Consider the following 16,569-nt stretch of genomic DNA (forward strand, 5'->3'; position numbering starts at 1 on the left):
GTGGGGTTTTTGTCGGGTTCTGGGGTCAAATCGGAAACTGAAAATAGCCTCTGACCAGCACATTTATCGTGCGGGCCCATCGCAGGCCGGCATCTCCATTTCGCATGATCCTCAGTAGTGCGAATTCAGTCGGAGGACGAGGCCATGGATATCTCGAACACGGGTGAAGAATGGCCGCCCACTGCGCGGGACAAAAGCGATCTCGTCGTACGGGACAGACAAACAGATTCCGCTGAGCTTGGCTCTGCCGGTATCGAACGTCAGTTCTCGTGCCGATACGTCGTTTCGGTTCCAGCACGCAATCGTTCGTCCTCCGCGATTCACTATTGTTAGCGACCGCCCGCTGAACGCGAACGCGATAGGACCCGTTATCTCACCGGTCGGCGCTCCCACCTTCTCAAGCTTTGCCCGCAGGTCCGGTCGGAGGGTCGACAACAGGATGAGCGAGTCGCTGAATCGGGTGTGCGCGGCGGCGGACACCCGAGCTGAGGTCCAGATAATCACGGCTGCGACGGAGAGGAGGATCAGAACAAGTACGGCTATAAGCATGAGCATCGCCAGCCATGTGGAGTCAGTAGAGCCTGTTGAAGCCAACTGGGCGTTCACGATCTTCGCACGCAGCGCCAGCAGGAAGACTATGGCGAGGATCCCGATCGCTACTGCGAAAGCTGGAGCGGCTCGTCTCATCGCTCGTTGTGAACCGATGACGCACGGGAGCGGAGCTCAGCGGTGGAAAGTCGTGGCGTGGCCGCTCCCGCTTCGCGAAAGACCAACCCGGTCTTGTGATCGCGCCACTCCAGCCGCGGATACGCGTTGGCGATTGTCGTATATCCCCTGCGGGCTTCCCGAGCGCATTGCCCAGCAACCAGGAGCATGCTCACTCCAGCGAGTACGGCAACCGCAATCAAGACGCTCATGAATACGTACGAAGATGCACTTTGAAACATCATGAGGTCGCCGCCCGCGAATGTCACGACCGCGCCGACAACTCCAAGCATCACAAGCGCTGCAGCACTGATCGCGCTGACAACACCGATCGCCCACGCCGTAGGGTGGAGAAGTTCTCGGTGCGCGTTCACGACTTCGGGCATGTCTTCTTCGCCTCCGAGTGAGATGCGACTCCGTTGATATTACCCGCGACACCGAAGGATAGGCCGAACGCACTTCCGGCCCCATCAGCTGCTTTCAGACCATAGCTGGCTGTTTCCGACACGTGTCCGAAAATATCTACGAAGCGCGCCACGCCGCCGATGCCACCGCTGGCCAATCCTACGGCGTCGAGCCCACATGCTACAGCGTCATGGTTTGAGCAGTCGTAGATTGTGGCTGCGGTTCCGGTGAGGATCGAAAGTCCTTCGAATGCCAGGCCGACCGGCGCGCCGAAGCCGGTCAAGTCGGCCACAATTCCGAGGACACCGAAAGCAGTACTTGCGAGGCCCATCCATGTACCGAAGTTCCAGTCCATGCCGAGCGGGTCGAGTCGGTTGAGCGGGTCGTTCGATGTGTACAGGTACGCCGCCATCGTTCGGCTGACGAGCGCGTCGACGCTCACGAACACCGCGGTGGTGGGGTCGTAGTACCGCGCCTGCAGGTAGATGAGCCCGGTCTCCGCGTCGGCGTATCCGCCTCCGTATTGCAACGGTGTGGATGCACCGCTGTGGCTGCTGACAGCACCCCACGGCGTGTACGCGTAAGTGCCCGTCACTGTTCCCGCCTGGTTGGCGAGCTCGACCGTGGATCCGTGGGCGTCTGCGAAGAAGTACGCCTGGTTGGCTCCGCTTGCGGTGAACTGCTCAACAGGTGTCCCGGTGGGGCCGTACACATAATCCGTCGTTCCGTCGCTCAGCAGCTGCGGTACCTTCCCGCGAGCGTCCCAGGTGAAGGTCAGGCCGGTCGACCCGGCGACCTTGGTCGCACGCTGCCCGTCACCGTCGTAGGTGTAGGTCGCGCTCGTCGCCCCCGAGACGGTCGTCAGCTCGCCGGCGACGTTGTACCCGTAGGTCGTGGCCGCTGATCCGCCAGGGGTTTTGCCGGTGCGGTTGCCGTTGGCGTCGTAGCTGTAGGTCGTCGCACCGCTGGCGGGCGACGCACAGGTCGGGCTGCTCACAGTGGAGGTGGTGGTCCAGCAGAGCTGCCCGGCTGCGTCGAACACCTGCGTGGCCGACGCAACCGTCGTCGGGTCGCCGACACCGTCGTAACCGTACGCGGTCGTGGTCGTTCCGACAGTGGAACCGGTCAGGTACTGGTTCGCGTTGTACCCGTAGGTGGTGGCCGATCCCGGCGCGCCGGCAGAAGGCGTCGTCGCGTTGAGGTCTCCGCTGTTGTCGCGTCCGTACGTGATCGTGCCGAGACCGGTCGCTCCGCGCGTGAGTGCGCTCGAGGCGGGCCGGTCGGCGTTGTCGTAAGTGACCGTGGAGGTGTCGCCATTGCCGTACCCGATCGTGGTGGGCATCCCGTCGGCGTTGTACCCGAAGGTGGTCGTGGCGCTGGCCGGGTCGGTGACGCTGTCGAGCTGCTCGAGCGTGTTGAAGTGCCGGGTCGCGTGCGAGCCGGTGGTCGGATAGTTGATGCCGGTCGTGTTGCCGGCGGCGTCATAGCTGTATCCGGTCGTGGCGCCCGATCCGGTGGTGACGGAGGTCGTCTCGCCGAACGAGTCGTAACTGTAGGTGCTCGTGCCGGTTCCGTCGGTCATCGAGGTGCGTCGCCCGTCGCCGTCGTAGGCATAGGTGACTGCGGGTGTGCTGCTCCCGGAGTAGCTGATTCCGCTGAGCTGGCCGGCGTTGTCCCAGGTCTGCGTGATGACGTCGTTGTTCGGTTTGGTCGTGGTCTTCAGCCGGCCCATGCCGTCGTAGGTGTACGCCGTCGTCTTGTTGTCCTGGTTAGTGGACGAGATGAAACGCGCTTGGGCGTCGTAGAGGTAGCTGGTGTTGTGAGTGGCGGCGTCGGTGACCTTGTTGATGGTGCCATCGTCGTTGTAGACGGTGGTGGTCGCGTCGGTGGAGGGCTTCTGCACCTTCGTCGGACGGTCGGCGTTGTCGTAGGTGGTCGTGGTCGTGTGATTGTTACCGTCGGTGCTGGTCAGCTGGTTGCCGTCGGCATCGAAGGTGGCTTTCGTCGTGTGGCCGAGCGGATCGGTCGTGGTGGTGACGTGGCCGTAGGCGTCGTACGCGTAGGTGGTGCATCCCTTTGCCGGTGGTGTGCACCCGGGTGCGACGCCCGCCGCGACGCCGAGCGGGGTGACGGTGCTCGTCTTCCAGCCGCGCGTGGTGTCGTAGCCGTACTTGGTCACGTTCGATTGCGCGTCGGTGACGGTCGTGAGATCGCCGAACGAGTCGTATCCGTAGCTGGTCGGGTGACCGTTCGGGTTCGTGAACGTCGTCGCCTCACCGGGGTGGGCCGCGTCTGTGTACCCGTAACTGGACGAGCGGGCGTACGAGGGATTCAGGGTGTCGTTGGCGGACTCGGCGGACTGACCGGAGAGGGACACGACGACGCTGGTCGGCTTCTCGGACGCGTTGTACGTGGTGGTCGTCTGCAGCCCGGTGGGGTCGGTGCTCTGCGTGACGTTGCCTGCGGCGTCGTATTGCTTCGACGTGGTCCGCCCGAGCCCGTCGCTGGCGGAGATCTGGTGGCCGGCGTCGTCGTAGGCGAAGGTCTGCGTGGACCCGTCGGGGTTGGTCTGCACGGAGACGCCGAGGGTGACCGGGTCGTAGGCGTACGACCAGGTCGAGGCTCCGGTCGCCCCGTATCCCTTGGTCATCGAGGTGAGCAGCCCGTTCTGATAGACGTAGAGAGTCTTGTGGCCGACGGGGTCGGTGACGAGGTTCTGCCCGGCGGTAAGACCGGCGCCGCTGTTCGGTCCGTACGTGAAGGTCGTCACTTTGCCCAGCGGGTCGGTCTGGGTGAGCACTCGTTCCGAGCTGTCGTAGGTCATGGAGGTGACCGGCGTGGGCGTGGTGGTCTTGCCGTAGTTGTCGGGCGACCGTTCCGAGGTCATCAGGTTCAGAGTGTTGTACTGGTACTGCGTGTGATCCTGGTCGCCGTTGGTTCCACCGGTCCTGGTCGTTCCGACGCCGTAGACCTCGGCGAGGTTGCCGCCGGTGTTGTAGACGTAGTCGGCCTCCTGCCCCGCCCCGGAGACGACCTTGGTGATGTGGGTTCCGGTCCAGGTGAACGTGTACACGCGACCGCCCGGGTCGGTGACCGTGTGGAGGTTCCCGCTCGCGTCATAGGCGAGGTTCGTCGCGTACTGCGGTGAAGCAGCCCTGCCCGCCGGGTCGCTGATCTTCGTCAGGTGCCCAGTTGTCACGTCGAACGTGAATTGGTCGCTGGCATGCCGGGTGAAGACGTAGGTCGTCCCTGACTTGACCAGCGTCGCATCGAACCGCGGCGCCGACGGCGTGTAGGTGCTGCCGGAGAGAGTGAACGGCACACTGGAGCCGTCCTCTTGATGGACGGTCACGGCGCCCCCGGTGCCGGTGGTCGCGCTCATCCCGTAATTGAATGTCCAGCCGTGCCCGAAGGCGCCGTTTACAGCGCCCGATCCTGCCGGGCCGGAGGGGTCCGCGAGGGAGGAGCTGTAGGTGCGCGTGACGTTGAGGGCTTCTCCTAGACCCGGTGTGCTCAGATCCGTGGCGGTCTCACCGAAATAACCGGTCGCCGTGTCGACGGGGTCACCGGCGGTGCGGCGCACGCACCCGCAGTTCACCCAGGCCGGGTTGGAGCCCTTCGGAGCGTCCTGGATCCCGGGCGGCCCACCGATCGGCTGCCCTGGTGTGCCGCCCTGCGGGACGAACGCGATCGCATCGAACGCGACGTCGTAGCTCTCCGCCGGCATGTTGCTGGTGTTGGTCAGCTGGACGTTGCCGCCGTTCTGCATCGCGAACGTACCGATGGTGACCCACTGCTCGGACTCCCAATCCTGGTTCACACGGACCTTCCACGGCGCCGCCGACCCACCCGGGTTGATCGTGTAAACGACATCGGTCGCGGTCGCACCCGACTGCGGGATGTGGATCTTCACTTTGTAGTACTGCAAGCTCGGCAGAGACGGAGTCCAGGTACCGGTGTTGATCAGGCTGGTTGCAGAAGCCGGCTCGGTGTGGGTGAAGAGGATGTGGCCGCCGAAGCCGGACCCCAGTTGATGGGTGTCGATGTTCCCGACGGGGTCCCCGGAACTGTTGGTGCCCGGGGCATAGGTAAAGGTGCCTCCGTTGCTCCAGTTCATCCCCGAGCAGCCTTGGAGGTTCTGTGCCGGATTGCTGAGGTCGTCGACGATGATCGACCCCGCTGGGACTTTGGACGTGTCCTGGTTGCACGTCGGCGGGTACGGATCGGCATAGGTGGGCTGGGTCGAACCGGCGCCGTCCTCGTAGGCCGCGGTGGCGCACGTCGTCGAGCAGCTCGCCACCCATGTCACCGGCTGGTGCCACCAGCACTCGGAGTCGCCGAGAGCGCAGTACCCGCCTGCGGCGTTGGCCGGGTCGCAGTGGTTGTCGCTGGTGCACATGCTGTTGAACCCGGGGATCTGCAGCCAGCTGTTGCCGCCGTGGTAGTCCGGGGTGTCGTACGCGGTGTACCCGTAGCGGATGATCGGGGAGCCCATCCAGCCGAGGATGCGCTCCTGGTACGGCCAGCTCGACGGGTGCGCGGCATCCCCGTACGTGTTCTTCAGGTACGGTGCACGGTTCGGGTCGTAGTCGGGGTTCCGCGGGTTGTTCGACCAGCCGAGGCCCCAGGTGCCGTCGGGGCCGGTGCAGGTCGGGCCCGGCGTGCAGCCGGAGGTGTTGCCGAACGCGGCCGTCGGCTGGATGCCGGTGTTGTACGCCCACGCGGCGAAGTACCAGTTCTCCAGGTAGCGCGGGTCGCCGCCGTTCGCGGTGATGCCCGCTTCGTAGAGCTGGTTCCACGTCTCCTGCAGGATGTTCAGCCCGGCGGAGATGTTCTCCTCGTAGTCGACGGCGACCTTCATCTGGCCGTGCACGGAGATGGAGGTGTCGTCCGCGTGCATTCCGGTCGTCACCTGCGCCACCCCGTAACCGCAGTCCGCGTTCGGATAGTCGATCGTGTCGATCGCGTCGCCGGCGCCGTAGTAGTCCGCGATCAGGGGGTCGGCGGCCAGGCCCGGCAGGGCGTGCCAGGACGCCTGGTTGAAGTTGGATTCCTGCGACTCGATCGCCACCATCACCGAGCGTGGCACGGTCGACCAGGTGTCCGATGAAGGGTGGTCGAGCGGGATCGGCGAGAAGTCGTCGCTCGGCGCGTACGCGACCAGGCCCATGTTCGCGTAGTTGGCCGGGCGCGTGTAAGCCGAGCCGGTCAGGAGGCCCTGCTCAGCCATCTGCGTGGCCCAGTCGACCTGGGAGTTCGACGGCTGCATCGCCTGCAGGTTCGGCTGCAGCCGAGCAACCGCACACGTCGGCGTCGTCGCCCCGGGGGATGTAGCGGGGAGGACTTGCCGCGCGACCGCTGCGCTGATCGAGGGGGTGAGCGGGCCGACACCGACGAACGCTGAGCGTTTCGCCTCCTTCGGTGCCGGTTGGGTGCTCGTGTTGCCTCCGGAGCTGCCTGCTCCGGGCACGGCGCTGCCGGTCTGCTTCGATGCCTTCGCCGAGCCGCCGTCGGCGATGGTGGACTGGAGAACCTGCTGGGTCTTCGTGATCTCCACCAGCGGGGCGCCGGCAGCGGTCGCCAGCTGCGGCTGAGTCAACGGCGCCTGGGCGGCCTTCGCCGGCGCGCTCGAGGGAGCCTGGCCGAACGCGCCACCGCCGTCCAGGGTCACATTGTCGGCGCCGAGGGGAAGCTTCGACTGGTCGGCGACGACCAGGCTCGGCGCGGTCGCCCCGGTCACGATGGTGTGGCCTCCGGCACCGAGGAACAGCCTGGTCGCACCGAGCTTCGCCGCGGCGACATCCACCGCCTTGCCGGATGCTTCGTGGCGGATATTCGCTGCGCCACCCGCCGCCTCTGCGATGAAGTCGAGACCCCCGTCGCCGGAGGGGCGAAGGTCGAACGCAGCGCCCCCGGCCTTGACGAGCTCCCGCGCCTTCGACGGCGTCTTCACCGATCCGCCGGCCGGAAGCGAGACGAGGGCGGTCCCCTCGACGCCGACCATGCCGTCGCCGACGGGAACGACGCTCGTGACCTGGCCGTTCACCACTGACTGCGCCGACTGCTTGCCGCTGCTCAGGTCGTAACGGACCGCGACGGTGCTCGACTCGTTCGCGCCCGGGTTGCTGGTGAACACCGCGGTGTCGTCGAGTCCGCACTGCGGCGAGTGGTATTTGAGCCCGACCCCTGTGCCGAGCGCCTTCACCGCACCCGTGGCCACGTTCACCGAGTACGCGAACGCACCGTGATCGCGGGCGCCGTTCGCGTTGATGGCGTCGCCGGGCAGCACCGCCACGGCGACGAACTTCCCGTCGGAGGACAGGCACTGATAGCCGTACCAGCTTCCCGGATCGAGGTTCGCGGGCCGCAGGACTGCGATGTCGCGCCAGGCGTAACCGTCCGCGCCGGAGGTGACACGGACGTGATAGCCGTCCGCGTCACCTCGCCCGTCGACCGCCCCCGCGCCGGACCCCGCAGCAGGCGCACCCGTGACGGCCGCCTGGACGCTCGATGCACGGCTTGCCGTCTCGACCACGGCCGGCTGCGCGAACCCCAACAGCGTTGCCGCCGCGGTCACCAGGCCGACGAGCGCGTTCCCCCACATGTGTTCCCCTTCTGCGCCGCGGTTTCGTCGACCACGGCAGACGAATGCTTTCGGTCGGCAAGCAACTCAGCGAGTCCTCAATTCGGAGGACCGGCACGCGTTGTCCGCGGAAATCCGCGGAAGTGAGCGTGCTCTCTGTGAGGATTCGCAGATACTATTTGGTTTGCATTCTTTCCGCGTAGCTCTCCGGTAAATACGAGCCGAAGGTCCGGCCAGAACGCCGCGACGACGCCTTAACATTCCAGACAGTCCTCCAATGAGAGGACTTGCTGGCGCGACGACCTGACTCTTAGCGTCCTAACCGCGACGCTCGTTCCCGAACGCCGACCTGGGCTTCAGCCTCGATGAAAGGAACCAGAATGAAGTTGTTCAGCCAACGCTCGGCGACGAATAGGCGCGGCAGGCGCAGAATGATCACCGCCGCGGCCGTCGTCGCGGGGACCATCGGGGTGAGCCTGCTGAGCGCAGGTCCGGCCAACGCATCAGAGCTGCCGGAGTTCTACATCTTCTACTCGCAGAACTGCGGCGGGGCGTTCCATTTCTATTCCGGGGCGAACTCCGGCGAGAATTGGATCAACGACACGTTCAACGAAGGCAACGGGCTCGCCGGGTACGGCCAGAAGATCGCCTACAACGCGGCATCCGTCAAGGTCTGGCCAGGCACGTGGGTCGAGATCGACTACGACAACGCCTACCAGGCGTTCTACGTCCCACCGTCGTCCTCGATTCGATGCGTCAACCTCTCGCCCGCCACACGCAACGACAACTACGACTGGACCGACGGCAGCTAGGTCGAGACGCCGGATCCGCCGACAGGGGAGTCGCCCCCGGCTTGTTGCCGGGGGTGTTCCTCGAAGGCGACGTCCGCCCTGATGCGGAAGCCGAACCCGGATTCGACCCGGACGCGCGCGGAGTGCCATCGACTCGCTCCGCGCTCGAAGACATGCGAGTGCACGGTCTCGACCGACAGGAGCGCGCTCGAGCGCCGCACGGATGCTGCGTCGAAGTCGATATGTGCTCGACGCATCCAGAAATTGCCCACCGCATCACGCTGCACGCCCGCGCGGTGGAAGACAGCTGCTTCGGTGATCGCCCCGGCAGCCGCGATCGCATCCGCGGCGGACAGCAACGGAGCATGGGCGTCGATGTGCCACAGAGACTCCTCCCAAGCGACCACACGAACCGTCGCCCGCGCTGAGCCGGCGCCAGCGTCGACCTGCACGTCTTCGAGTCGCAGCCTGGCGGTGCTCGTCGGCTGCCACGACGTCATCCACTCGGGCATCTCGTCCGCGCGGCGCGACTCTCGCGGAGCGTCCATGCTGATCGAGACGCGGATCCCGCCGACTCGGAAGCCGAAGACCTCGCCGTCGGCGCCCTCGAGCTCGATGGGCACGACATCGAGACGCGTCGTCGGGGCCGCCGACGCTGCGATGTCGACCGCTCTGAGATCGCCGACGCCTCTCGAGATCGATTCCGTCGCTCTACACGCGAGAACCACGGCGTCGATGGTCCCGAGGTGTCGGTCGTGGCGGGCGACGCCCCCTCGCGCTGACCAGGTGGACGGGTATTCGAGATAACCGTCGAGCTGCACAGTCGCATCGGCCCCCTCCCGTGGCACGACTCGCACGCGCACCCCACGGTATCCTTCTCCGAAGTACCTTTGCGATGCTGGCCCGAGCACGTCATCGATCGACGAGTAGCGCAAAACGTCCCCCTGTCCCACAGGCTATGCAGACACTATCCGTCGAGAAGGGGCTCCGACCGCATGTCCGACCGCACTCGCCGAGCCATCGAGACGCGCGAGACGATCCTGGATGCTGCAGCGTCGGAGTTCGCACAGTTCGGCTTCAGCGGGGCTCGACTCGACAGAGTCGTCGAGGCGACTGGGTTCACGAAGGGCGCGGTCTACTTCCACTTCGATTCGAAGAAGGCGATGGCCGAAGCTGTTCTCGAGGGTCGGTTCGACGCGTGGCCCGCTCTCGTTCGGGAAGTCCGGGACCAGGGCGGTCGCGGGCTGTCCGGGATGCGATTGCTCGCGTGGCGCGTGACTCGGACCATGGCGACGAACATCCGCGTTCGCGCTGCGATGCGGCTCAGCCAGGAGCTTCGGCTCGTCCCGGAGGGCTTCGATCCCTACGACGCCTGGGCCGATCGTTTCGTCCCGTTCCTCGAAGAAGCGGTCGCCGAGGGCGACGCGCCGGAGTCCCTCGACTGCAAGCGAGCAGCCCGCACCGTCGTGAACTGCCTCTTCGGCGTCCTCCAGGTAGCGATCGACGCGGGGAAGGAAGATCAGATCGATGCGGAGCTGGAAGCCCTGTGGCGCCTGGTCACGCCGGGACTGCGAACCGGTGGCGCGGGTTAGCCGGAACGCGCCGGTTCACGGAGGCTCGCTTTCACCATCGGCACCACTTGGGTGCCGAGGCGCGTGATGTTCGCGGTGAGGAGTTCGTGCGGCATCGAACCGATCCCGTACTTCAATGCGAACCGGGTGGCGCCCAGTGCTCTCATGCTTCGCACGATCTTTTCCGCGACGAGCTCCGGGGGCCCGATCAGCATCGGGCCGCCGAGGGTCGTGGCCTCGTCGAACTGCGCCTTCGTGAGTGGGTCCCATCCCCGGCGCGCTCCGAGGGTGGACATGACCTCGCGGACGTAGGGCCAGGCGAGCCTCCTGGCGCTGTCGAGACTGTCCCCGATGAATCCGCTGACATGGAGCGTGACCTCCGCCTGACGGTGCGGATGTCGGCGGAAGTGGTCGAAGTAGTTCCTCGCCGCGTGCGCGAATCGCCGCGGGTCCCCCTCCCTCACCGCCACCATCACGGGCAGACCCCGCTCGGCCGCGCGGGTCATCGTCCCCTCTGTTCCTGAACTCGCGACGCGCAGCGTCATCGGGTCGGAGACTGCGCGCGGTATCACAGGCCGAGGCGAGGTGCTTCCAACGGACGTGTGCGATTCGACGAGTTCCAGGAGTTCGTCGAGCCGTCGTTCATAGAGAGGAACCCGGTGGGCGTAGTCGACCCCGAGCATCTCGAAAATGTCGGCGAACGCTCCCGGACCGACGGCGAGGTCGGCGCGGCCGCCCGAGAGAACATCGAGCGTGGCGAATCGCTCGTACATGAAGAGCGGCTCCTGAACGCTCAGCACACCGACGGCGGTTCCCAGACGAATGCGATCCGTCCGGCCCGCGATCGCAGCGAGAATCAGGTCCGGTTGCGAAACCTCGAACCCCGGACCGTGGTGCTCGCCGACGCCGAAGAAGTCCAATCCGACCTGCTCGGACAGAACCGCCTGCTCGACGAGAAGCGAAAGAGTCGAGACGGATGGACGGCCAGCCCCGGCAGCTTTTACGGTCTCGCCGAATGTGTGGGCACCGAACTGAGCCTCCGAAGCGGAATTCATGTCCACATCTTCGCGCTCGAATGGGGCGAATTGGCGAATTCGTGAGGCGGGATGGCGGAGACGGAGGGATTTGAACCCTGACGCCACAGCTTAAGCCGCCTCGTAATGCCTGGAAAAACCCCGAATCATCGCGGTTCTTCAATGACCAAGCGCCAACTCCACTGACCACAGTTGTGGGGTTTCTGTGGGGGCTCGACATCGGCAATGAAGAACAGCACGCCTGTGGCCGCCATTCTGACGGCGGCAGTGAGCGGCGTTGTCGTACGCTAGCGGTCGGCGGGGGCTCGACAGCAGTCGCGACCACGGGCGATCAACGGGTCGGGCGGCGCCTCAACGTCGACGAGATGTTGCCGGGGAAAGACCGCCGTGAAGAACGCCGCGGCGACCCAGCCCATCGTCCTTCGCCATGGCGAGGCCACCAGCGCCGTCCCCAACGCGCAAGCTCGGGCTAGTCAGCGGCTGAAGTCACTACGTACTCCCATATCGGAGATGCTTTGACGGGCCTGCCAGCGATGCCGCGATGAGCAAGCGCAGCGACATACGAATCAGGATCAACAGAGTAGCGGGGATCGGACTCGTAACCACCGATCACAGGCTTCTGAAAGGAGATATGACTCCGTCCACCGGCTTGCAGTCGCCAATTGAGCTTCGGGTTCTCGCCGATGATCAGGTCTCCTACCCACAGTCCGGTGTCAAAGACCACCGAGTACCAGTGATCGGCAAGCCTACGTGGCTCAGTGGGATCCGGCGCGACATTGTCAACCAGCCATCTGCCGAACCCGTCGACCGACTCGCTGTCGGCACCGAAAGGCGCGCAGTTGATCGCAGCGAACGCCTCCAGCATCCCGATCCGCGAGCTTTTCGAGTTCATCGCCTCCTCGTACGCAAGCCGGGCTTCACGCGCGGTCATTTCGCTAGGCGGACCGAGCACGGGCGGAACATACGGTTCGTAGTGAGTCCACACGACCATCGTCAATTTCCCACCCTCCAGTTGATTCCCGCCTTATTGAGGGCCAGCTGCGCAGCAATCGAAAACTAAGCGGTAACCAAACTGGGCAACAAGTATGTGCAGCTGAGAAAGTTTACAGAATGCAATTACTTGACTACCCCAAAATGGGCGTCAACATGAGAGCCCTACCTCATGGCTACGCCCGAAAGACACTGAGAGCACCTCCGGGGAGGTATGGTCCCGAACGATTCCTTTGCGTCCGCGGGCCTTAGAGATCGTGGCCCCTCGAGTTGCGGCGTTCCTCCCGGGGCGCACCTGATTGGAATCGAAAACCGGAAAGCAGTTGAGAGGAAACTACGACACTTCCCAATTCGTATTGGTTGCTTCGCGGCGCGGACGTCAAGAGAGCCGCCCCCGTCGCGGAAGGCAATCATCGCTCACTTGGAGTGCCCATCACGTCCATCTCGACGATGACCTGGACGACTCTTCGCCACACCTCAATGACTCCGCCCCGAAATCAGTTGTGGGGTTTCTGTGGGGGATAGCTAATTTGATCGCCAAAACTAGGCTTTGACCAGCATATTTATCGGCGGAGACGGAGGGATTTGAACCCTCGGTCCCCTTACGGGGACTCCACCTTAGCAGGGTGGTGCACTAGGCCTGACTATGCGACGTCTCCTGAGCGCCCGCGGGCGGACGCACGACTGCCATCATAACGGACGTTCCGCGCCCGACCGGACACGGGGTTCTCAGGCTCCGACGCCCGGGGCCGGGAGGTTGTTGATGATCGACGCCATCAGTCCGGCGACGAGCGTTCCGCTGACGATCAGGCTGATGCCGACCACAGCGATCATCACCCAGATCGGCACGAGGCCGCGGTGCGGCGCGACACGGCGCACGATGACTCCGCGGCCGATCACGTACACGGCGCTCGACAAGAACGACCATGCCCAGTGGAACGGGCGCTCGACTCCACGGCGGCCCAACTCGCGGTAGTCGAGCCAGGAGAACACGATCGTCGCGGCGTAGATGAGCCAGCCCACCAGCGAATCGATGAGGAACGCCGGGTTGTAGATCTCCAGCATGTCTTGGGCCGACGGGCGGGCGGAGGTCTCCAGGCTCTGCATGAAGTGCACGTACCCGCTGAACGGGTTGGTCACGAGCAGCAACAGCACGCTCACCAACGGGAGCAGCACCACCAGCCAGATCCACACCGTGTAGACCGGCGTCTCCTGCGGCAGCGGACGGCGCGCGGCCACGCCGGCAACGCCCGGCGCGTGACCGCCGACCTGGCCGGTCCACTGCGTCCCGTCCCACCAGCGCAAAGGCGCCTCCCGGTACGGGTCGGGATACCAGCCGGCCGCTGGACGGATGCTCGGGTCGGTCATGCTGCCTCCACTGCGATCGAAGTCGACACTTCTAGAAGTACCCCAATATCTCGTCCACGGCCTGCCGCGCGTCGCCGAACAGCATGCGTGTGTTCTCCCGGTAGAACAGAGGATTCGGCACACCCGCGTACCCGGCGGCCATCGACCGCTTGAACACCACGACCTGGCTGGCCTCCCACACCCGCAGCACCGGCATGCCGGCGATCGGGCTGCCCGGGTCCTCGGCTGCGGCCGGGTTGACGGTGTCGTTCGCGCCGATGACAAGGACTACGTCCGTGCGCGACAGGTCGTCGTTGATCTCGTCCATCTCGAGCACGATGTCGTACGGCACGCGCGCCTCGGCCAGCAGCACGTTCATGTGGCCGGGGAGGCGGCCGGCGACAGGGTGGATGCCGAACCGGACCTCCACGCCGCTCTCGCGCAGCTTCTTCACGAGCTCGGCGACGGGGTACTGCGCTTGCGCGACGGCCATCCCGTAACCCGGCGTGATGACCACCGAGGTGGCGTTCTTGAGCAGGTCGGCGGTCTGCTCGGCCGTGACCTCCTGGTACTCGCCCTGCTCCTCGGCTCCGGAGGCCGTGGGCGCCTCGATGCCGAAGCCTCCCGCGATCACAGAAAGGAACGACCGGTTCATCGCCTTGCACATGATGTACGACAGGTAGGCGCCCGACGAGCCGACGAGCGCGCCCGTGACGATCAGGAGGTCGTTGTCGAGCAGGAACCCGGAGGCCGCGGCCGCCCACCCCGAGTAGCTGTTGAGCATCGAGACGACGACGGGCATGTCGCCTCCGCCGATCGACGCCACCAGGTGCACGCCGAGCCCGAGGGCGACGAGGGTGACGACGGCGAGCAGCCACAACTCGGGCGTCACGACGTACCAGGCGGCGAGCGCCACGAACACGACAAGGGCGCCGACGTTGAGCACGTTCTTGCCGGGCAGTACCAGCGGCTTGGACGAGATCCGCGCCGACAGCTTCAGGTAGGCGACGATCGACCCCGTGAACGTCACGGCGCCGATGAAGATGCCGATGACCACCTCGGCGCTGTGCACTCCGGCGAGCGCGCCGTGGAGGTGCGGGTGCGAGAGGTAGCCGTTCCAGCCGACGAGCACCGCGGCGAGGCCGACGAAGCTGTGCAGCAGTGCGATCAGCTGCGGCATCCCGGTCATCTGCACGACGCGTGCCCGCCACAGCCCGATGGTCGCTCCGATCAGCAGGGCGATCGCCATCAGCAGCAGGCCGAACGGCGCGAGCGCGTTCTCGGCGGTGAGCCAGATCGTCGCCGCCAGCGCGATGACCATGCCGGCGATGCCGTAGAGCACACCGCCTCGGGAGGTCTCGTGACGGGAGAGACCAGCGAGGCTGAGGATGAAGAGGACCGCGGCGACGAGATACGCGGCGTTCGCCACGGCGACCGCGGTCACCGGCGGGCTCCGCCCCGGCCGGCCGCGCTCGACTTCGGGCCGCCCGGGCCGCCGGACCCGCCCGGCCCGCCGCCGTCGCTCCGCGAGAACATCGCGAGCATCCTCCGCGTCACGGCGAAGCCTCCGAAGATGTTGATGGAGGCCACGAGCACGGCGACCGCGGCCAGCACCTGCACGGTGAGGTCGGGCGTGGTGATCTGCACGATCGCGCCGACGACGATGATGCCCGAGATGGCGTTGGTCACGCTCATCAGAGGCGTGTGCAGGGCGTGGTGCACGTTGCCGATCACGTAGAACCCGATCACGGTCGCGAGCACGAGCACGGTGAAGTGCCGCGGGATCGGGTCGGGCGAGAACGCCGTCAGCAGGAACAGCGCCGCCAGCCCGACCGCGGTGAGCACGGCCTTGCGCGTCGGCGTCAGCCACGGTTCCTTGGGCGCGGGCGCCGCGACGGTGGAGGGGCCGGCGGCTGGCGCCGCAGCGGCAGGGGCCGCAGACACCTGCACCGGAGGCGGCGGCCACGTCGTCCGCCCATCGCGCACCACGGTCACCGAGCGCTGCACGACGTCGTCGAAGTCGAGCGTCAGTCGGCCGTCCTTGTGCGGGGTCAGCAAGGTGAGGAGGCTGACCAGGTTGTTCCCGTACAGCTGCGACGACTGGGTCGGCAGCCGCGACGGGAGGTCCGTGTAACCGAGGATGATCACACCGCCGTCGGTCACCACCCGCTCGCCCGCGACCGATCCGGCGACGTTGCCGCCCTGGGCCGCGGCCATGTCGACGATCACCGATCCCGGCCGCATGCTGGCGACGTCCTCCGCGGTCAGCAGTTTGGGCGCCGGGCGGCCGGGGATGAGGGCGGTCGTGATGACGATGTCGACCTCCCTCGCCTGCTCGGAGTAGATCTCGGCGGCGCGACGGTCGTACGCATCGCTGGTCTGTTTGGCGTAGCCGTCGGCGGACTGCATGCTCTTCTCGTCGCCGGCGACCTCCACCGCCAGGTACTCGCCGCCGATCGAGCGCACCTGGTCGGCGACCTCCGGCCTCGGGTCGGTGGCGCGGACGATCGCACCCATGCTGGAGGCCGCGCCGATCGCAGCGAGCCCGGCGACCCCTGCGCCGGCGACGAGCACCTTCGCGGGCGGCACCTTGCCGGCCGCGGTGACCTGACCGGTGAAGAAGCGGCCGAACTCGTGGGCGGCCTCCACGACCGCGCGGTAGCCGGAGATGTTGGCCATCGAGCTCAGCACGTCCATCGACTGCGCGCGCGAGATGCGCGGCACGGCGTCGAGCGCGAGCGCCGTGATCCCCCGCTGCGAGAGGGCGGCCAGGAGGTCGGGCCGGAGCCCCGGGCTGAGAATCGCGATGAGCGTGGCGCCGTCGGCGAGCAGTGCGATCTCGTCCTCGACGGGAGGCGCGACCTTCAGCACGATGTCGGCCGCCCACGCCTCGTCTCGACCGACGATGCGGGCGCCCGCTGCGGCGAAGGCCTCGTCGGTGAACGCGGCGCGCACGCCGGCCCCGCGCTCCACGACGACGTCGTAGCCCAGGGAGACGAGCTTCTTCACGGAACTCGGGCTGGACGAGACGCGGGCTTCACCCGGACGTTCAGCGACGATGCCGACTGTCGACACCTGGCCTCCCTGCCTTTTGATCTGGACCCTACCAGGCGGGCGTCGGCGACATTCGTGACGAATCCGCG

At 66.1% G+C, this 16,569-nt stretch carries 11 protein-coding genes, 1 tRNA gene and 1 pseudogene; 2 read left to right on the forward strand and 11 right to left on the reverse strand.

Annotated features, from left to right (window positions below; genetic code table 11):
• Window positions 1-111: 111 nt before the first annotated feature.
• Genes ASF88_RS20515 through ASF88_RS16350 form a run of 3 tightly spaced genes read right to left on the reverse strand, consistent with a single transcriptional unit; the run spans window position 112 to window position 7,714 of the window.
• Window positions 112-687, reverse strand: coding sequence for a hypothetical protein (locus ASF88_RS20515; protein WP_157498411.1), 576 nt, complete (start codon window positions 685-687; stop codon window positions 112-114).
• On the reverse strand, window positions 684-1,091 hold the full coding sequence (locus tag ASF88_RS20520) for a hypothetical protein (RefSeq protein ID WP_157498412.1): 408 nt from the start codon (window positions 1,089-1,091) through the stop codon (window positions 684-686). Before ASF88_RS20520 ends, ASF88_RS20515 begins: the two co-directional genes overlap by 4 nt.
• Window positions 1,076-7,714 (reverse strand): RHS repeat-associated core domain-containing protein, encoded by a 6,639-nt coding sequence (locus tag ASF88_RS16350; RefSeq protein WP_055921186.1) that lies wholly within the window; start codon window positions 7,712-7,714, stop codon window positions 1,076-1,078. The genes ASF88_RS20520 and ASF88_RS16350 overlap by 16 nt, the downstream gene beginning before the upstream one ends.
• Window positions 7,715-8,124: 410 nt before the next feature.
• Here ASF88_RS16350 and ASF88_RS16355 point away from each other — a divergent pair, with 410 nt between their 5' ends.
• Window positions 8,125-8,505 (forward strand): hypothetical protein, encoded by a 381-nt coding sequence (locus tag ASF88_RS16355; RefSeq protein ID WP_055921189.1) that lies wholly within the window; start codon window positions 8,125-8,127, stop codon window positions 8,503-8,505.
• On the opposite strand, the gene ASF88_RS16360 is transcribed toward ASF88_RS16355, so the two are convergent.
• Together ASF88_RS16360 and ASF88_RS21180 are read right to left on the reverse strand one after the other, a co-directional pair.
• Entirely contained in the window at window positions 8,502-9,107 is a 606-nt protein-coding gene (locus tag ASF88_RS16360; protein ID WP_235493523.1) for an AvrD family protein, read from the reverse strand. The two genes, ASF88_RS16355 and ASF88_RS16360, sit on opposite strands and share 4 nt — an antisense overlap.
• A 45-nt stretch (window positions 9,108-9,152) precedes the next feature.
• Window positions 9,153-9,437: pseudogene (locus tag ASF88_RS21180) on the reverse strand (AvrD family protein); the annotation flags it as partial.
• Between the two features lie 42 nt (window positions 9,438-9,479).
• On the opposite strand from ASF88_RS21180, the gene ASF88_RS16365 reads away from it, so the two are divergent.
• The gene (locus ASF88_RS16365) at window positions 9,480-10,076 is read left to right on the forward strand and encodes a TetR/AcrR family transcriptional regulator (protein ID WP_055921195.1); all 597 of its coding nucleotides are present in this window, start codon (window positions 9,480-9,482) and stop codon (window positions 10,074-10,076) included.
• On the opposite strand, the gene ASF88_RS16370 is transcribed toward ASF88_RS16365, so the two are convergent.
• From ASF88_RS16370 to ASF88_RS16390, 6 genes are all read right to left on the reverse strand, one after another.
• Window positions 10,073-11,110, reverse strand: a complete 1,038-nt coding sequence (locus ASF88_RS16370) for an LLM class flavin-dependent oxidoreductase (RefSeq protein ID WP_235493524.1) — start codon at window positions 11,108-11,110, stop codon at window positions 10,073-10,075. The two genes, ASF88_RS16365 and ASF88_RS16370, sit on opposite strands and share 4 nt — an antisense overlap.
• Before the next feature lie 448 nt (window positions 11,111-11,558).
• The gene (locus tag ASF88_RS20525; protein ID WP_235493525.1) at window positions 11,559-12,086 is read right to left on the reverse strand and encodes a hypothetical protein; all 528 of its coding nucleotides are present in this window, start codon (window positions 12,084-12,086) and stop codon (window positions 11,559-11,561) included.
• A 563-nt stretch (window positions 12,087-12,649) separates the two neighbouring features.
• Window positions 12,650-12,738: transfer RNA gene (locus tag ASF88_RS16375), tRNA-Ser, on the reverse strand.
• Between the two features lie 70 nt (window positions 12,739-12,808).
• Complete coding sequence (locus ASF88_RS16380) at window positions 12,809-13,447, reverse strand: DUF2510 domain-containing protein (RefSeq protein WP_055921201.1); 639 nt, start codon at window positions 13,445-13,447, stop codon at window positions 12,809-12,811.
• Window positions 13,448-13,478: 31 nt separating this feature from the next.
• Window positions 13,479-14,870: a Re/Si-specific NAD(P)(+) transhydrogenase subunit beta gene (gene pntB / locus ASF88_RS16385; RefSeq protein WP_055921204.1), complete on the reverse strand. Its 1,392-nt coding sequence runs from the start codon at window positions 14,868-14,870 to the stop codon at window positions 13,479-13,481.
• Window positions 14,867-16,501 carry a Re/Si-specific NAD(P)(+) transhydrogenase subunit alpha gene (locus ASF88_RS16390; protein ID WP_082519035.1) on the reverse strand — a complete coding sequence of 545 codons (1,635 nt, stop codon included), beginning with the start codon at window positions 16,499-16,501 and terminating at the stop codon, window positions 14,867-14,869. Before ASF88_RS16390 ends, pntB begins: the two co-directional genes overlap by 4 nt.
• Between the last annotated feature and the right edge of the window lie 68 nt (window positions 16,502-16,569).

The sequence above is a fragment of the Leifsonia sp. Leaf336 genome, assembly GCF_001423695.1.
Classification (GTDB): Bacteria; Actinomycetota; Actinomycetes; order Actinomycetales; family Microbacteriaceae; genus Leifsonia.

What these genes read in the sequence shown, in the direction of transcription:
- ASF88_RS16370 (WP_235493524.1), bottom strand. Translation starts at nt 11,110, where the DNA reads ATGAATTCCGCTTCGGAGGCTCAGTTCGGTGCCCACACATTCGGCGAG.
- ASF88_RS20520 (WP_157498412.1), bottom strand. Translation starts at nt 1,091, where the DNA reads ATGCCCGAAGTCGTGAACGCGCACCGAGAACTTCTCCACCCTACGGCG.
- ASF88_RS16350 (WP_055921186.1), bottom strand. Translation starts at nt 7,714, where the DNA reads ATGTGGGGGAACGCGCTCGTCGGCCTGGTGACCGCGGCGGCAACGCTG.
- ASF88_RS16365 (WP_055921195.1), top strand. Translation starts at nt 9,480, where the DNA reads ATGTCCGACCGCACTCGCCGAGCCATCGAGACGCGCGAGACGATCCTG.
- ASF88_RS20515 (WP_157498411.1), bottom strand. Translation starts at nt 687, where the DNA reads ATGAGACGAGCCGCTCCAGCTTTCGCAGTAGCGATCGGGATCCTCGCC.
- ASF88_RS16380 (WP_055921201.1), bottom strand. Translation starts at nt 13,447, where the DNA reads ATGACCGACCCGAGCATCCGTCCAGCGGCCGGCTGGTATCCCGACCCG.
- ASF88_RS16355 (WP_055921189.1), top strand. Translation starts at nt 8,125, where the DNA reads ATGATCACCGCCGCGGCCGTCGTCGCGGGGACCATCGGGGTGAGCCTG.